The sequence below is a fragment of the Halorubrum wangae genome, assembly GCF_051194135.1.
Lineage (GTDB): Archaea > Halobacteriota > Halobacteria > Halobacteriales > Haloferacaceae > Halorubrum.
In genome coordinates this window covers 874585-888592 of the sequence record NZ_JBLZNH010000001.1, presented here as the reverse complement: position 1 = coordinate 888592, position 14008 = coordinate 874585, and the positions used below count along the sequence as shown (strand labels likewise).

Below are 14008 nucleotides of genomic sequence, written 5' to 3'. Positions count from 1 at the left end.
ATTGTGCGGCGTCACGAGACCGCTCGGTCCGCTCGCCGCGCCTGTCGTCTCAATCAGGTGCGGTCGCGGTGTTGATCCTCGAACAGCCCGTCGAGAAGCGCGCGCTGGGCCTTTCGGAGGTGGTTGTGGAACGTCGGCGAGGAGACGTCCATCGCGTCGGCAACCTCCTCGGCGGTGCTTCCTCGAGGCCAGTCGAAGTAGCCGCCGTGGTACGCGGCCGACAGGGCGGCCCACTGGCGATCGGTGAACCGGTCCGCGACGCCCTCTCGGAACGACGACTCGGACCGCGACGAGCGGGCGACGGACTCCTTGCTCGCGAGCCGCGCGTCGTCGAAAGCGGCGCGGAGCCCGTTCGCGACCGGTCTAACGTCGGCGCCTTCGGGGAGATGGGCGACGACGCTGACGCTGCCGTCCGCCGCGGTCGCATCACGGACCGTCGCGCCGTGTTTCGTGAGCGTCCGCACCGCCGACCCAGACTCAACCCGAACCGACACGGAGCAGCCGTCCGCACGTGTCTCGACCACCCGGAGGTCGGAGACGCCGCTGACCTCGTCGACGACGGCGGCGAGCCCCTGCGGTCGCGCACTCGACACTGACAGGTACAGTCGAGAGGCGTCGTCGGTGATGCCGACCGTGGACCTGAGGTCTATCTGACAGCCGAGCGCTGCGCTCGCACGGGCCAGGAACGCCCTCTCGTCGGCGGTGTGGAACTCCACCTCGGTGACGGCGTCGGAGTGGAGGAGGTCCCGCCAGCGGCCGGCCGTCACCGCCCAGCCAAGACAGCGGCCGAGCGCGACGAGTTCGCGGCGCTCGACAGACGTAACGGGGGCGTCGTTCCGGGCGACGACACAGAGCGCGCCGTGCGTTATATCCCGGTAGCTGACGGGGACGGCGAGGCCGGGGCGACTGCCGGTGGTCGTCTCCGCGGTCGTCGCGACGGCGTCGCCGCCGGCCACCGCGTCGAGCCACTGGTCGTCCCGGGTGACGCCGCGGTCGACGAGGACCTCTCGATCGACGCCGGCCGCCCCCGTCACCTCCGGCCGGCCGCCGTCGACCGAACCGCGGACGACCCACGCCTCCGCCCACCGGTCGGAGTCGACCAGTCGCTCCGGGACGGTCGCGAGCGGGGAGCTCCGGTCCTCGCCGTCGGCGAGGGCCTCGAACCCACCGAGCGCGGTCGACTCGCCACCGCCCGCGGTCGCGTCCGGGTCGGAAGCCGATGGGTCCGCGAACGCCTCGGCGACCGCCCGCCCGTCGAGGGGACCGAGGAACCCGTCGAGCGGCCCCAGCGTCTCCCATCCGCCGGCCTCGCGGACCGCGTGAGGGTCGACGCCGCGGTCGACGAGAAGCCGGCGCGCGAAGGTGTACCGGAGGTCGCGGGGCGTGACGTCGCTCGGCGCCGCGCCGTCGGTGCGCGCCGCCGCTCGCTCGGCGGTGTCGCTCACGATCATCTGGACGCGGCGCGGCGAGACGCCGACGAACGGCTCCTCGTCGTCGATGCATTCGCTCTCCGCGTACCGACGAAGTTCGGCCGCCAAGGAGGCCGGCACGACCGTCTCGCGGTCGAAACCGTCGGTCGGGGCTTCGCCGTCCGCCGGTCCGCCGCTGTTCTCGTCGGGACCGGTTGTGTCGGCCTCCGGGATTGCGAGGAGGCACACGTCCGAGGCGACACCCGCGTCTCGGAGATGGCGGGGCGCGACGCGGGTTATCTCTCCCGTCCGGAGCCCGGCCTCGCCCGCGAGACGGACCACGAGCGCGGCGCGATACGTCTCGGCGGCGGTCACGAGCGCGTCGTACGCGTCGGCGCTGAGGCCGTCGACCATCGTTTCGTAATTCGACGGAAAGCCGAATGAAAAGTGTTCCCCACACGCTCGACGATCGCGTCTCTCTGATCGTGTCTCGGGTGTACCGGCAAGAGCGATGTTCTGAAGCCGATTTAGGTGGCCGAGTTGTTTCGGGATTCAGTTGATACCCGAAAAACAGACCGACTCGCTGCACCCGTCCCGACGTTGTGGCCGAACGATCACCGATTCAGTTGACACCGGCGACGCCCCACGCGATGTGGTCCCACAGTCGCTCGTAGCCGTAGTACGTCGCGGTTTTGACGACGTTCGTGATCAGCCCGATGTTCACGGCGTCGCCGACGTCGCCGACGACGGCCCACGCCACGAGGACGGTGATGGCGACCATCAACGCGCGGTAGCAGAGCGTCTTGACGAGTGCGCGCTTCCGGGCGTGAAGCGCCGACTGAGAGATGAGCGATCCCATAACGATGCTTGGCCCCCCGGCAGTAAGAAACCGGTTGTCGTTTCCGAAACAGCGTTGAGAAACTATTACCAATTACACATCGCGGACGGACGATTCGATCTCGCCGACTACCTCCGGATTTCGAAGCGAACTGACGTCGCCGAACTCCTCTCCGCGCGTGATGTCCTCTAGCAGGCGGCGCATGATCTTCCCCGACCGGGTCTTCGGCAGATCCGGCGTAAACACGATCCGGTCCGCGCGAGCCATCTCTCCGACTGCGGTCGCCAGCTCCTCGCAGATCGCCGCCCTGACCGACTCGTCGGGTTCGACGTCGCTCCGGGTGGTCACGTAGGCGACGATGTCGCCGTCCTCAGTGCCGACGACCGCAGCCTCAGTGACCCCCTCGACGCCGACGATTGCCGACTCCAACTCTCCGGTCGTGAACCGGTGCGCCCGCACGTTGATCACGTCGTCGACGCGGCCGAGGATGGTGATGTAGCCGTCGTCGTCGACTGTCGCGCCGTCGCCAGTGCGGTACCGCCAGCCGTCCTCGGCCTCGACCCAGTACTCGCGGCGGTAGCGCTCGTCGCCCTCGCGGAGCCCGCGCAGCATCCCCGGCCACGGTGCGCCGATCGTGAGGTACCCCGGCTCGCCGGGCTCGACCGGCTCGCCGTCCTCGTCGACGACGGTCGCGTCGATACCGGGGAGCGGTGGGCCGGCCTTCCCTGGTTTCATCGGCGCGATCCCTGGCAGCGTTGCGAGCGCGATGGCCCCCGTCTCCGTCTGCCACCACGTGTCGACGACCGGCGCCTCGCCGCCGCCGACGTGTTCGCGGTACCAGTGCCACACCTTCGGCGTGATCGACTCGCCGACGGTACCGAGGAGGCGGATCGACGAAAGGTCGTGGCGGTCGGGGTACTCCGCACCCCATTTCATGAACGACCGGATCGCGGTGGGCGAGGTGTAGAAGACGCTGACCGCGTTGCGCTCGATGAGGTCCCAGACGCGGTCACGGTCCGGGTAGTCTGGCGACCCCTCGTAGAGGATGGTCGTGGTCCCGACCGAGAGGGGGCCGTACACGCCGTAGGAGTGGCCGGTGATCCAGCCGATGTCGGCCGCGCACCAGTAGGTGTCGTCGGGCCGGACGTCCAGCACGTTTTGGGTAGTCCAGGCGACGTGCGAGAGGTAACCGCCGGTCGCGTGCTCGACGCCCTTCGGCCGACCGGTCGTCCCCGAGGTGTACATGACGAAGAGCAGATCCGTGGCGTCGCGCGCCACCGGTTCGACCATCTCGCCGTCGTGCGCGTCGACGAGCGACTCGTACCCGTGCTCGTCGGCGCCGAGCGACACGTCGAGTGCGTCGCCGAGTCGGTCGACGACGACCGTCGCCGCGAGGTCGACGTCGGCCCGGAGCCTGGCGTTGTCGGCCTTCGACTTCTGGTTGAACGCGTCCTCTCGCCGGTAGTAGCCATCGCAGGTGACGAGGTACGAGGAGTCGGCCGCGTCGAGGCGCGTCGCGAGCGCCTCTGCCGAGAGCCCCGCGAAGACGACGTTGTGCGGCGCGCCGATACGCGCGCACGCCAGCATCGAGATCGGTAACTCCGGGACCATCGGGAGGTACAGCGTCACAACGTCGTCCTCCTCCACGCCGAGGTCTCGGAGGCCGGCCGCGAGCGCGTTCACCTCGCGGTGGAGGTCGAGGTACGTGTACGACCGCCGCTCGCCGCGCTTGCCGAACCACCTGATCGCGAGCTGATTCCGCCGCTCGTCCAGGTGTCGATCGACACAGTTGACGGACGCGTTGAGGCGACCGCCCGGAAACCACTTATAAAAGGGCGGATCGCTGTCGTCGAGTACCGTTTCGTACTCGGTCTCCCAGTCGAGGAGGTCGGCCGCCCGCCGCCAAGCCTCGGGCCCCTCCGCCGCGAACGCCTCGTACACGTCCGCGTCACTCGCCGCCGCTTGCTCGCGGAATCCGCTCGGCGGATCAGTGGCGTCGGCGGCGGCGAGGGACGGGTCCCGCGGTCGACCGTCGACTCCGGCGTCGTCCATGGTGCGTATTCACAAGTGGAGGACTGTATACTTTGTCCGCGGGCCCGCTCGGTTGGGACGGTCTCCGGTGTCGGCTCCACGGATCGAGCGCGCGCCGCTTACGTCGACTCGGCGGGCGCCAATGCGGCCGCTTTGGACCGTGCGCGGGCGACGATGGAGGGTTTGGCCTCGAAGTCGACGGTAACCTGATCGCTCGCGTACGACTCCTCGTCGACGTGGCCGTGGTCGTGGATCCACGAAACGAGGCTCATCGCCTCGTCGGAGACCGGCAGGACGAGTCGCTCGCGCTCCCAGTCGGGGAGTTCGGCCTCGACGCGATCCCTGAGTTCGGCGACGCCCGCGCCGGTCTTCGCCGAGACGGCGACGGGGTCGGGGGCGACGCCGGAGAGCGCGCCGCGCTTGTCTGCCAACTCGCCGGGAGCGAGCCGGTCTACCTTGTTGAACACGGTGACTACGGGGGCCTCGTTGCGTTCGTAGAGGGTGTCGTGGCTCGTCACGAGTTTCTCGCGCATCGACTCGACGGGCTCGCTCGCGTCGACGACGAGCAGCACGAGGTCGGCCCGATAGACAGAGTCGAGCGTCGACTCGAACGACTCCACGAGCCAGTGGGGAAGGTCCGCGATGAACCCGACCGTGTCCGTGAGGAGGACGTCGCGCTTTTTCATCTCGGCCCGCCGGGTCGTCGTCCCGAGCGTGGTGAACAGCATGTCCTGCGACTCCGCCGTGGTGTCGAGGTCGGGGTGGCGGTCGGCGTTCTCGTCCACGTCTATCTCGGCCGCGAGCCGCCGCATTAGCGTCGACTTCCCGGCGTTGGTGTACCCCGCGAGCGCGACGAGGTCGAAGCCGGAGTCGCGACGCTGCTCGCGGCGCGCCTCCTCCTTCTCCGCGATCGACTCCAACTCGTCGCGGATCTCGGATATCTGGCGCTTGATGTCGCGCTCGACGCTCTCGTCGTACTCCCCGAGTCCCATGAATCCGGGGCGCTCGTCGCGCTTCGCGAGGCTCGCCTTCGCCTCGGCGCGCGGGAGTTCATACCGGAGCTCGGCGAGTTCGACCTGTAGCTGGGCCTTCCGCGTGTTCGCGCGCTGGCCGAATATCTCGAGGATGAGCGTGAACCGGTCGATCACCTCGACACCCTCGGGAAGCTCTCCGCCGATGTTGAACGTCTGGTACGGGCCGACGTCGTTGTCGATGATGACGGCGCCGGCGTCGGTCCGGCGAACCAGGTCGCGGAGCTCCGCGACTTTCCCCTCGCCGAACATGAACGCGGCGTCCTCCGTGCGAGTCTGCGAGAGTTCGCCGACCACCTCGTAGCCCGCGGCCGCGGCGAGCTGGCTGATCTCGGTGAGGTCGGCGTCGCCGGAGTCGACGCGCTTGGCGACGACTGCTCGTCGCTCTCGGGGGACCGATTCGGCGCTGCTGTCGGCGTTCGCTCCCTCGACGCTCCCGGTCATAGGAGGAGTTCTCGGGCGGCGTACGCGGCGTGGTGTGCTGCCTGCACTGTTACGCGTTCACCTACGCTCTCGACGTATTTAAACTCGGGTCGGAAGCTCAGTCCGACCCGCTCCGCGGGCACCTCGTAAAACTCGCCGCGTTCCGCGACGATCGGTCCGTCCGGCGGCGCCGGGAGATTCCCGACAGCGGTCGACACGAGTTCGAGCGTCGCGTCGAGCGTCGGCCCCTCGCGCACCGACGCGAATCCGATCCCCTCGACCGACCGGATCCGGGTTGAGTCGATCCGGGCGTGAACCGCGGCCGCGACCATCAGGTACTCCCCGCCCTCCTCGTGGCGGCCGCTGATGTCGACTCCGACCACCTCAGGGACGGGGATCGCTCACCTCACTTTGGTCCCGTCGCCCCACCCCGCCGATGGCTGCGTTGCTCATGCCGTGTTCTTGGTCGCCCGCCGAATTGAACGTTTCCGTGGGCGGAGGAGGCGAGATCCGAGGCTTCCTGAGCGGGCGAATCTCCTCAGTCCGACAGCGTCGCGACCGCGTCGCCGATCCGATCGATCGCCGTCTCCATGTCGTCGGCGTCGACGTCGAGGTGCGTCGTGAACCGCGTCGTGTACTCGTCGAACTCGACGCAGCCGACGCCGGCCGCCTTGCAGGCCTCCACGAGGTCCGCGGCGGGGACGTCGATCGCCTCGGTGTGCGCGACGACGATGTTCGTGTCGGGCGCGGGCGCGTCGACGCCCTCCAGCGCGTCGAGACCCGCGGCGAGGCGCTTCGCGTTGGCGTGGTCGTCGGCGAGTCGGTCGACGTTGTCGAGGGCGCGCAGGCCGGGCGCGGCGATTATCCCGGCCTGTCGCATCCCGCCGCCGAACAGCTTCCGAACCCGCCGGGCCGCCTCGACGAACGCCTGATCGCCGGCAAGGATAGAGCCGACGGGGGCGCCGAGCCCCTTCGAGAGGCAGAAGATGACGCTGTCGACGGGGGCGACGATATCGCTCGCGTCGACGCCGAGCGCGACCGCGGCGTTGAACACGCGGGCGCCGTCGAGGTGGACGGGCACGTCCGCGTCGCGAGCGACCGCGGCGGCCGCCTCGATATCCGCGACCGGGACCGCGACCCCGCCGCGGTAGTTGTGCGTGTTCTCCAGCGACAGCAGCCCGGTCCCGGGGCGGTGGAGGTCCTCGCCCACGAGTCCTTCGGCGACCTCGTCGGGGCTCGGCACGCAGCGCTCGCCGGCGTCGATAGTTCGGGTCTGGACGCCTGAGAGCTTCGACGCGCCCGCCAGTTCCCACCGGTAGATGTGCGATTCGCGCTCCAAGAGCAGCTCTTGTCCGGGCTCGGTGTGGACGTGGACCGCGATCTGGTTGGCCATCGTCCCGGAGGGGACGTACAGCGCGGCCTCGGTGCCGACGGCGTCCGCGGCGCGACGCTCCAGTTCGTTGACCGTCGGGTCGTCGCGGTACACGTCGTCGCCGACCTCGGCGTCGCGGGCGGCCTCGCGCATCTCGTCCGAGGGCGTCGTGACGGTGTCGGATCGCAGGTCGATGGTGTTCTCGTCGATATCCATTCGTTGGCGCCGGTTCGACGGCCGGCCGGAAATAGGTCGCGCTCGGGGCCGGTCCGCTCGCCGGTCGACGTCCATCCCCGGGCCACCGACGGCAGTGGCGGCGAACCCGACGACGTCACTCTCAACGGTCTACGCCACTCGGTCGCCCATCCGATCATCTAACTCGACGGTGCCTATCTCACGGACGTACAATTCCGGTTGCGTCTTGCGAACTGACGGACTCCCAATCAAATATACAATCACTTTGCCCCGCAATGAGTGAATCGCATAGTTATTACTAACACGACATAATAATACTCTCTGCTAATGCCGGAGCCAGACCCTGACGAAAACCAGCGTCCGAGTTCATATCTCAACCGACGGGAGTTCCTCCTAGCTTCAGGTGGGGTTGTGGGAGGAGGCGTCGTTGGCGGCGTTTCGGGAGTCTCTTTCTATCGCTCGTATATCCTTGGACAGGATGCGTTTCCCGATATCGGACAGATTTCTGAATCATTACAAGGGTCTCCCGAAGAAGATAGACCGGAGTACGATCTCGAACGTCCTTGGATTGATACGAATACGACCATCATTACCGACCAGACCTCAACCTATCAGACTATAGGGCTGAATTCTAACGCAGATTTTAACCACCCTCCAGAGGCGATATCCTCAGACGATATTTCACTTCGTTTTGCGGTTGTTTCGGATGGTCATTGGGGGAGCGATAATTCGGTAGAGGACCATGATCGGTACCCCGAATCGGATCCGACTGGATTGACTTTCGAGGAAACTCACGCGAAAGCCGCTTCAGTTCTGAATCAAATCGACGAACAACGAGAAATAGATTTTATCATGCTGCTAGGCGATAACGTTCACGGCAACGAACGTCTGCATGAAGAACTGATTGCAAACTTCGTCGGATCGTTGGACTTCACCGGGGTGAACGAGGGGGGAGATACGTTTTTCGGAGCCTTCGGGAACTATGATTGGAGTTATGCCGACGAGTGGGAATCGGATTATGGCCACCCGAAGAACCATTCGTTCACGAAAGGAGACTACGGATTTGTCATCGCCGGAACTGGTCTACCCCGGGACAATCATGACGGGGAAAAGGCTACTGCAGACGCCGAATTCATCGCACGAGAGTTGGATCAGTTCGAGAACGATGTCGAAGGAGTGTTTTGTTTCCAGCATATTCCGCCGAGCCCCCACCTCCCAGCCGGAAATGACATGCCTGAAGTGAGGGAACAGTACGCCCGTGACATCGTCGGCGGCGTGTTCGTCGGTCACGGACATGAGAGGAATGACATGTTCGTCACGAGAGAGGGAGTGCCAGTGTTCAATTGCGAGATTATTGGCAACAGCCATGTGCGGGTTCCTAGAGGTTTTCGCGTGGTCGACATCATCGACTGATTCGTCTACGTGACTGCCGCGAAAAATGGAGTCGGAACCCTCACTCGCCCCCGTTCCAGCCTTGAGGCCGGCAAGTTCGGCCGAATCGTGGTCGTACCCTCGCCGGCGTGTTCTCCTCCCCAACCCCGATTAGTTCGTCCGCCTCTCGAGCGACCGGCCCGTGGATTCCGCGTTCGCTCCCTTCTTAAACGATGCGGCCGATCTGAGAGGTATGGCAACGGAAGCCGCGGCCGACGACGCGACCGACGCGCCCGAGGCGTACGAGGCCCTCTTGGACCGCGTTCGACGCTGGAACACGGTCGGGAGCGCCGCCGGCGTCCTCGGCTGGGACCAACAGGTGATGATGCCCGAAGGCGGCACTCCCGCCCGGTCGAAGCAGCTCTCGACGCTCTCGTCGATCCGCCACGACATGATCACGGATGACGAGACCGGCGACCTGCTCGCGGAACTCGACGACACGGACCTCACCGACGAGCAGCTGGCGGTCGTCCGCGAGGTGCGACGTGACTACGAGCGCGCCGACGCCGTGCCCGTCGAACTCGTCGAGGAGATATCTGAGACCGGCTCCGAGGCGCTGCAGGCGTGGGAGCAGGCGAAAGCAGAGGACGACTTCGAGGCGTTCGCCCCGTACCTGGAGAAACACGTCGAGTTGAAGCGGGAGTACGCCGAGCACATCGACCCCGACCGCGACCCCTACGAGGTCCTCTTCGAGGATTACGAGCCGTGCCTCTCGATCGACCGCGCCGAGTCGATTCTGGAGGAACTCCGCGAGACGCTCGTCCCCATGATCGACGCGATACGCGACTCCGACGCCGACCTGGCCGTCGACACCTTCGAGGGGGCCTTCCCCGAGGCGGATCAGGAGGAACTCGCCCGCGAGGCGCTCGAACTCGTCGGCTACGACTTCGACCGCGGGCGACTCGACGTCTCTTCGCACCCGTTCACCTCGGGGAACCAGTTCGACTGCCGCGTGACGACCCGGTTCGACGAGTCCGACCCGCTGGGCGCGATCGGCTCGACGATCCACGAGTACGGCCACGCGCAGTACAACCTCGGGCTCCCGCAGGAGGAGTGGGCGACCCCGCTCGGCGAGTCGCGCGACCTCTCCGTCCACGAGTCGCAGTCGCGGCTCTGGGAGAACCACGTCGGGCGCAGTCGGGCGTTCTGGGAGCTGTTCCTGCCATCGTTTAAAGAACAGTTCCCCCAGACTGAAGCGGCGACCGTCGAGGACGCCTACGAGGCGTTCAACCAGGTCCACGAGGACAACTTCATCCGCGTCGAGGCGGACGAGCTTACCTACCACCTTCACATCATCGTCCGGTTCGAGATCGAGCGCGATCTGGTCCGCGGCGACCTCGCGGTCGAGGACGTGCCGGAGGTCTGGAACGACAAGTACGAGGAGTACCTCGGCATCCGCCCCGAGACCGATAGCGAAGGCTGTCTCCAGGACATCCACTGGAGCCACGGCAACTTCGGCTACTTCCCCACCTACTCGCTCGGCTCCGTCATGGCCGCTCAGCTGTTCGAGACCGCGGAGAGCGAAATCGACGACCTCGACGCGAAAATCGCCGACGGCGACTTCGACGAGCTACAGTCGTGGCTCGGCGAGAACGTCCACCGACACGGCTCCCGCTACGAGACGAACGAGCTGGTGGAGCGCGCAACCGGTGAGGAGTTCTCGGCCGACGCCTTCACCGACTACGTCGAGTCGAAGTACGGCGAGCTGTACGGGATCTGAGCGCGGAGGTTCCGTCTGCTCGTTTACGCCAGCGCGACCTGCGCGAGCGAGAGCGCCACCAACGGCACGTGGAAGGCGACGTGCGCGGTCATCGCCGCTTCAAGGATCCGACGCCAAAAAAACACTGCTGAGACCCCGATTCGCTTGGTCTCGCTACTTCTCGATGATGCTCTCTTCGACTGCCTCGCCGAAGTGGCGCGCCACGTCCTCGTAGTAGACGAGCGCCTCGTCGCCTTCCTTGAGGTCGGTGACGGCCTTCTTGCCGTCGGCGGTCGCGACCTTCACCGTCTCGGCGTTCTGAATGAGCGTCTCGATGCGGTCGATGCCCTCCTCCGTCTCCAACTCGGCCTGGATACGGAACATCGGACGTTTCTCGATCTTCACGCGCCCGACAATCGCCTCTCGGGTGTGCCCCGCGGTGTCGACGATCTGCACCTCGTCGCCGCTGGAGAGTTCGGCGAGGTAGTTCGTCCCGCCGTCGGAGTTGCGGACGTACGCGTGGACGGCCCCGGCGTTCACTCGGAAGGGCCGCGACTCGACGTACGGCGACTCCGCGGTCTCGGCGTGGACGAAGAAGAGGCCGCGCGACATCGACCCCACGAGCATCCCCTCGTCGTCGTCCATCAGCGAGCCGGTGTCGATGCACACCCGGTCGGCCATCCCCGTCCGCTCGACGGCGGTGATTTCCGCGTGTCGGAGGTCCAACGTTTCGCGATCGGCGGCGTCGCGCGCGTCGACCGCTCCGCGGATCTCGTCGGGGGAGTCACTGTCGAGAAGGACGCCGTCCGCGCCGATTTCCAGCGTCTCGAACGCGGTCCGCGCCTCGGCGGCGGTCGTCGCGCCGGCGACGAGGTGCGTCTCCTCGCCGACCCGCGCGATCAGGTTCTCTAACGGGATGATAGACCAGTCCTCGCCGACGACGATGGTGTACTCGGCATCGGCGGCGGCCTCCTCGGCGAAGCGCTCGTACTCGGTGCCGAGGACGCGGACGTACACGCCCTGCGCGCGGTCGTCGCGACGGCGCACCGTCGTAAGGTCCGCCGAGCCGGAGAAGTCCTCGGGGAGGTCGATTGTCCCGTCACCCTCGCCGCCCTTGCCGACGAAGTAGGCGTCGGCCTCGGCGTCGTTTTCGACATCGTCGATGACGTCCGCCTCCGAGCGGAACGCAGCGACCGAGACGTCGCCCAGTTCGCGGACGCGCCCCACGTCGGACTCGTCGACGAGGACCCAGTCTGCGCCCGCCTCGATGGCGGCCGTGATTCGTCGCTTGCGCGCCTCCCAGTCGCCGACGCTCCCGTCGGCTTTCACCCAGACCGTGCGTGTCATTATCGTGTCCTCACGGCGAGTCGGCTTGAAAACTGCGAAAGGAACAGCCCCTTGTGCCGTCGGCGGCGCGGTGCGAAGACGACAAAGCACTTACGAGAGAGAGATTGACCAATATGTAGTATCGCTCTAATGACACCACACCACCGAATCTCGACGGTGCGATCCCGATACGCCGCGGTCAGTGAGGCACTTCGCGAGCGCGCCGTACCGTTTTTCGGGATCGATCCGCGAGCGTTCGGTGCCTCCGCATCGCGCTGGCGCTCCTCCCATCGCGCTCGTCTGTTGGCAGGCAATGGGGGTTGGCCTCATCGATCCACCCGAGTCCGCGGCCACCGGTGAACTGTCGGAGGTGAGTTGGTCGTTCTTCGCGCCCAACCCACCGGACACGTCCAGTTGGTACGCCGTCCGCGCGACGCTCGACTCGGGTGAATCGATGGATGTGTTCGGACCCGGGGTCGCCGGGTACGACCGGCCGCCGGACGCGGCGGCGACGTATCCGACGACGCTCTGGCATCAGTTCGGACACAGAGTGAGATACGCCGGGGAGACGCAGTACCGACCGATCGCGGCGTACGCCTGTGCGCGGATCGACAGCAACGTAGAGTCCGTGACCGTCTTCCACGTCGTGCAATCAGTCGGTCCGAACGGTCCGGTGGGGGAGCCGGAGCCGCAAGAGCGGATCAGCGCCGCCTGCTGATCGCGGGAGACTCCGCGCGGAGGCCGAACGTATCGCACAGGCCTCGTATCGGGTCGCGTCGGCCCAATCGTATTAATGCCGATAGCGCGTCGTGTAGACCATGTCCGACCCACCACACGTCGTCGGTATCGCCGGGAGCCTGCGGGACCAGAGCTACACGCGAATGGCAACGGAACGGGCGCTGGACGGCGCGCGGAAGGCCGGCGGGAGCGCCGACCTGATCGACCTCCGCGAGTACGACCTGCCAACGTACAACGCCGATCACGGCGAGGCGGGAGACGCCGACGCGTTCACCGCGCGAGTCCGTGAGGCCGACGCCGTCCTCTTCGGGACGCCGATGTACCACGGCTCGTACTCGTCCACGCTGAAGACGGCGCTCGACTACTGCGGCTTCGAGGAGTTCGAGGACAAGACCGTCGGCCTGCTCGCAGTCGCCGGCGGCGGCTTCCCGGTGACCGCGTTGGAGCACCTCCGCTCCGTCTGCCGGGCGCTCAACGCGTGGACGATTCCGCATCAGGTGGCCGTCCCGCGCGCCCACGCACAGTTCGAGGACGGCGACCTCGTCGACGAGGCCCTCGACGAACGAGCGCTCACGCTCGGGCGTCGCGCGGTACAGTACGCCGACATCGAACCCGACCCGGACTCGTTCGAGGGCGAGCAGAACGTCGGGGCGCGGTGACCGTCAGGCCTCGATAAACCCGCCCGCGCGGAGCGCCTCGTCGACGTCGGCGTCGTCGTGGACGACGGCCGAAACGGCACGGGCGATCCCCTCTGGGTCCTCGTGCTGGAAGATCGACCGCCCCATCGAGACGCCGGCCGCCTCGCCGTCCATCGCACCGCGGACCATCTCGATCGTGTCGCGGTCGGTTCCCCTCGACCCGCCGGCGATGACCACCGGCAGTCGGGTTGACTCCGTGACGCGCGCGAACGAGTCTCCGTCGCCGGAGTACCCCGTTTTCACCACGTCGGCGCCAACCTCCTCAGCGAGTCTGACGGCGTGTCCGAGCGATTCGGGGTCCGTCTCGTCGACGCCCTCACCGCGCGCATACGCCATCGCGAGCACCGGGAGCCCGAGGCGATCGGCGTCGGCCGTCAGCTCCGCGAGCTCCTCGATCTGATCCGGCTCGTGCTCCGAGCCGACGTTGATGTGGAAGGAGACCGCGTCGGCGCCCGCGCGTACCGCGTCCTCGGCGGTGGCGGTGACGCGCTTGTCGCTCTCGTCGGGGCCGATCGTCGTCGACCCGTTGACGTGGACGATGTAGCCCGCGTCGTTCTTGTTCGGGTGGACGCGCGGCGCGATGCCTCGCTGGGTGAGGACCGCGTCCGCGCCGCCCCGCGTGACGCCGTCGATGGTCGATTCGATGTCGACGAGGCCGTCGACGGCGCCCATCGTGAGCCCGTGGTCCATGGGGACGATGAGGTATCGGTCGTCTGTGGAGATGCGGTCGAGTCGTGCCGAGAGTCCTGCTGTCATGATGGGTTCGGTGTTGTGTGAGTGTGTGGCAATCGAAGGTAAGTGGGTTTCGTTCGGGGTC

General features: G+C 66.9%; 11 protein-coding genes and 1 pseudogene. 4 read left to right on the top strand and 8 right to left on the bottom strand.

The window, feature by feature from the left end:
- Positions 1 to 53: 53 nt before the first annotated feature.
- From ACNS84_RS04500 to ACNS84_RS04475, 6 genes are all read right to left on the bottom strand, one after another.
- Complete coding sequence (locus ACNS84_RS04500) at positions 54 to 1823, bottom strand: bacterio-opsin activator domain-containing protein (protein ID WP_435073641.1); 1770 nt, start codon at positions 1821 to 1823, stop codon at positions 54 to 56.
- A gap of 208 nt (positions 1824 to 2031) precedes the next feature.
- A complete protein-coding gene (locus tag ACNS84_RS04495; RefSeq protein ID WP_435073640.1) occupies positions 2032 to 2268 on the bottom strand; it encodes a DUF2061 domain-containing protein in 237 nt (78 codons plus the stop codon).
- A 72-nt stretch (positions 2269 to 2340) separates the two neighbouring features.
- Positions 2341 to 4299, bottom strand: a complete 1959-nt coding sequence (gene acs / locus ACNS84_RS04490; RefSeq protein WP_435073639.1) for an acetate--CoA ligase — start codon at positions 4297 to 4299, stop codon at positions 2341 to 2343.
- 98 nt (positions 4300 to 4397) lie between these two features.
- Complete coding sequence (gene hflX, locus ACNS84_RS04485; RefSeq protein WP_435073638.1) at positions 4398 to 5753, bottom strand: GTPase HflX; 1356 nt, start codon at positions 5751 to 5753, stop codon at positions 4398 to 4400.
- Positions 5750 to 6115, bottom strand: coding sequence for a DUF2209 family protein (locus ACNS84_RS04480; RefSeq protein ID WP_435073637.1), 366 nt, complete (start codon positions 6113 to 6115; stop codon positions 5750 to 5752). Before ACNS84_RS04480 ends, hflX begins: the two co-directional genes overlap by 4 nt.
- A 155-nt stretch (positions 6116 to 6270) precedes the next feature.
- Positions 6271 to 7320 carry a threonine aldolase family protein gene (locus tag ACNS84_RS04475; RefSeq protein ID WP_435073636.1) on the bottom strand — a complete coding sequence of 350 codons (1050 nt, stop codon included), beginning with the start codon at positions 7318 to 7320 and terminating at the stop codon, positions 6271 to 6273.
- A gap of 306 nt (positions 7321 to 7626) precedes the next feature.
- On the opposite strand from ACNS84_RS04475, the gene ACNS84_RS04470 reads away from it, so the two are divergent.
- Both ACNS84_RS04470 and ACNS84_RS04465 read left to right on the top strand, forming a co-directional pair.
- Entirely contained in the window at positions 7627 to 8712 is a 1086-nt protein-coding gene (locus ACNS84_RS04470) for a metallophosphoesterase family protein (RefSeq protein ID WP_435073635.1), read from the top strand.
- A gap of 211 nt (positions 8713 to 8923) precedes the next feature.
- On the top strand, positions 8924 to 10450 hold the full coding sequence (locus ACNS84_RS04465) for a carboxypeptidase M32 (RefSeq protein WP_435073634.1): 1527 nt from the start codon (positions 8924 to 8926) through the stop codon (positions 10448 to 10450).
- Between the two features lie 153 nt (positions 10451 to 10603).
- Here ACNS84_RS04465 and ACNS84_RS04460 read toward each other — a convergent pair whose 3' ends face one another.
- Positions 10604 to 11776 carry a 3-dehydroquinate synthase II gene (locus ACNS84_RS04460; RefSeq protein ID WP_435073633.1) on the bottom strand — a complete coding sequence of 391 codons (1173 nt, stop codon included), beginning with the start codon at positions 11774 to 11776 and terminating at the stop codon, positions 10604 to 10606.
- A gap of 268 nt (positions 11777 to 12044) precedes the next feature.
- Between ACNS84_RS04460 and ACNS84_RS04455 the strand changes: the two are divergent.
- Together ACNS84_RS04455 and ACNS84_RS04450 are read left to right on the top strand one after the other, a co-directional pair.
- Positions 12045 to 12473, top strand: a pseudogene (locus ACNS84_RS04455) (HTTM domain-containing protein); the annotation flags it as partial.
- A 100-nt stretch (positions 12474 to 12573) separates the two neighbouring features.
- Complete coding sequence (locus ACNS84_RS04450) at positions 12574 to 13152, top strand: NADPH-dependent FMN reductase (RefSeq protein ID WP_435073632.1); 579 nt, start codon at positions 12574 to 12576, stop codon at positions 13150 to 13152.
- A 3-nt stretch (positions 13153 to 13155) separates the two neighbouring features.
- On the opposite strand, the gene ACNS84_RS04445 is transcribed toward ACNS84_RS04450, so the two are convergent.
- Entirely contained in the window at positions 13156 to 13947 is a 792-nt protein-coding gene (locus ACNS84_RS04445) for a 2-amino-3,7-dideoxy-D-threo-hept-6-ulosonate synthase (protein ID WP_435073631.1), read from the bottom strand.
- Positions 13948 to 14008 lie beyond the last annotated feature (61 nt).

Coding starts and splice junctions, on each gene's coding strand:
- ACNS84_RS04475 (WP_435073636.1), bottom strand. CDS start 7,320: ATGGATATCGACGAGAACACCATCGACCTGCGATCCGACACCGTCACG.
- ACNS84_RS04460 (WP_435073633.1), bottom strand. CDS start 11,776: ATGACACGCACGGTCTGGGTGAAAGCCGACGGGAGCGTCGGCGACTGG.
- acs (WP_435073639.1), bottom strand. CDS start 4,299: ATGGACGACGCCGGAGTCGACGGTCGACCGCGGGACCCGTCCCTCGCC.
- ACNS84_RS04495 (WP_435073640.1), bottom strand. CDS start 2,268: ATGGGATCGCTCATCTCTCAGTCGGCGCTTCACGCCCGGAAGCGCGCA.
- hflX (WP_435073638.1), bottom strand. CDS start 5,753: ATGACCGGGAGCGTCGAGGGAGCGAACGCCGACAGCAGCGCCGAATCG.
- ACNS84_RS04445 (WP_435073631.1), bottom strand. CDS start 13,947: ATGACAGCAGGACTCTCGGCACGACTCGACCGCATCTCCACAGACGAC.
- ACNS84_RS04470 (WP_435073635.1), top strand. CDS start 7,627: ATGCCGGAGCCAGACCCTGACGAAAACCAGCGTCCGAGTTCATATCTC.
- ACNS84_RS04450 (WP_435073632.1), top strand. CDS start 12,574: ATGTCCGACCCACCACACGTCGTCGGTATCGCCGGGAGCCTGCGGGAC.
- ACNS84_RS04465 (WP_435073634.1), top strand. CDS start 8,924: ATGGCAACGGAAGCCGCGGCCGACGACGCGACCGACGCGCCCGAGGCG.
- ACNS84_RS04500 (WP_435073641.1), bottom strand. CDS start 1,823: ATGGTCGACGGCCTCAGCGCCGACGCGTACGACGCGCTCGTGACCGCC.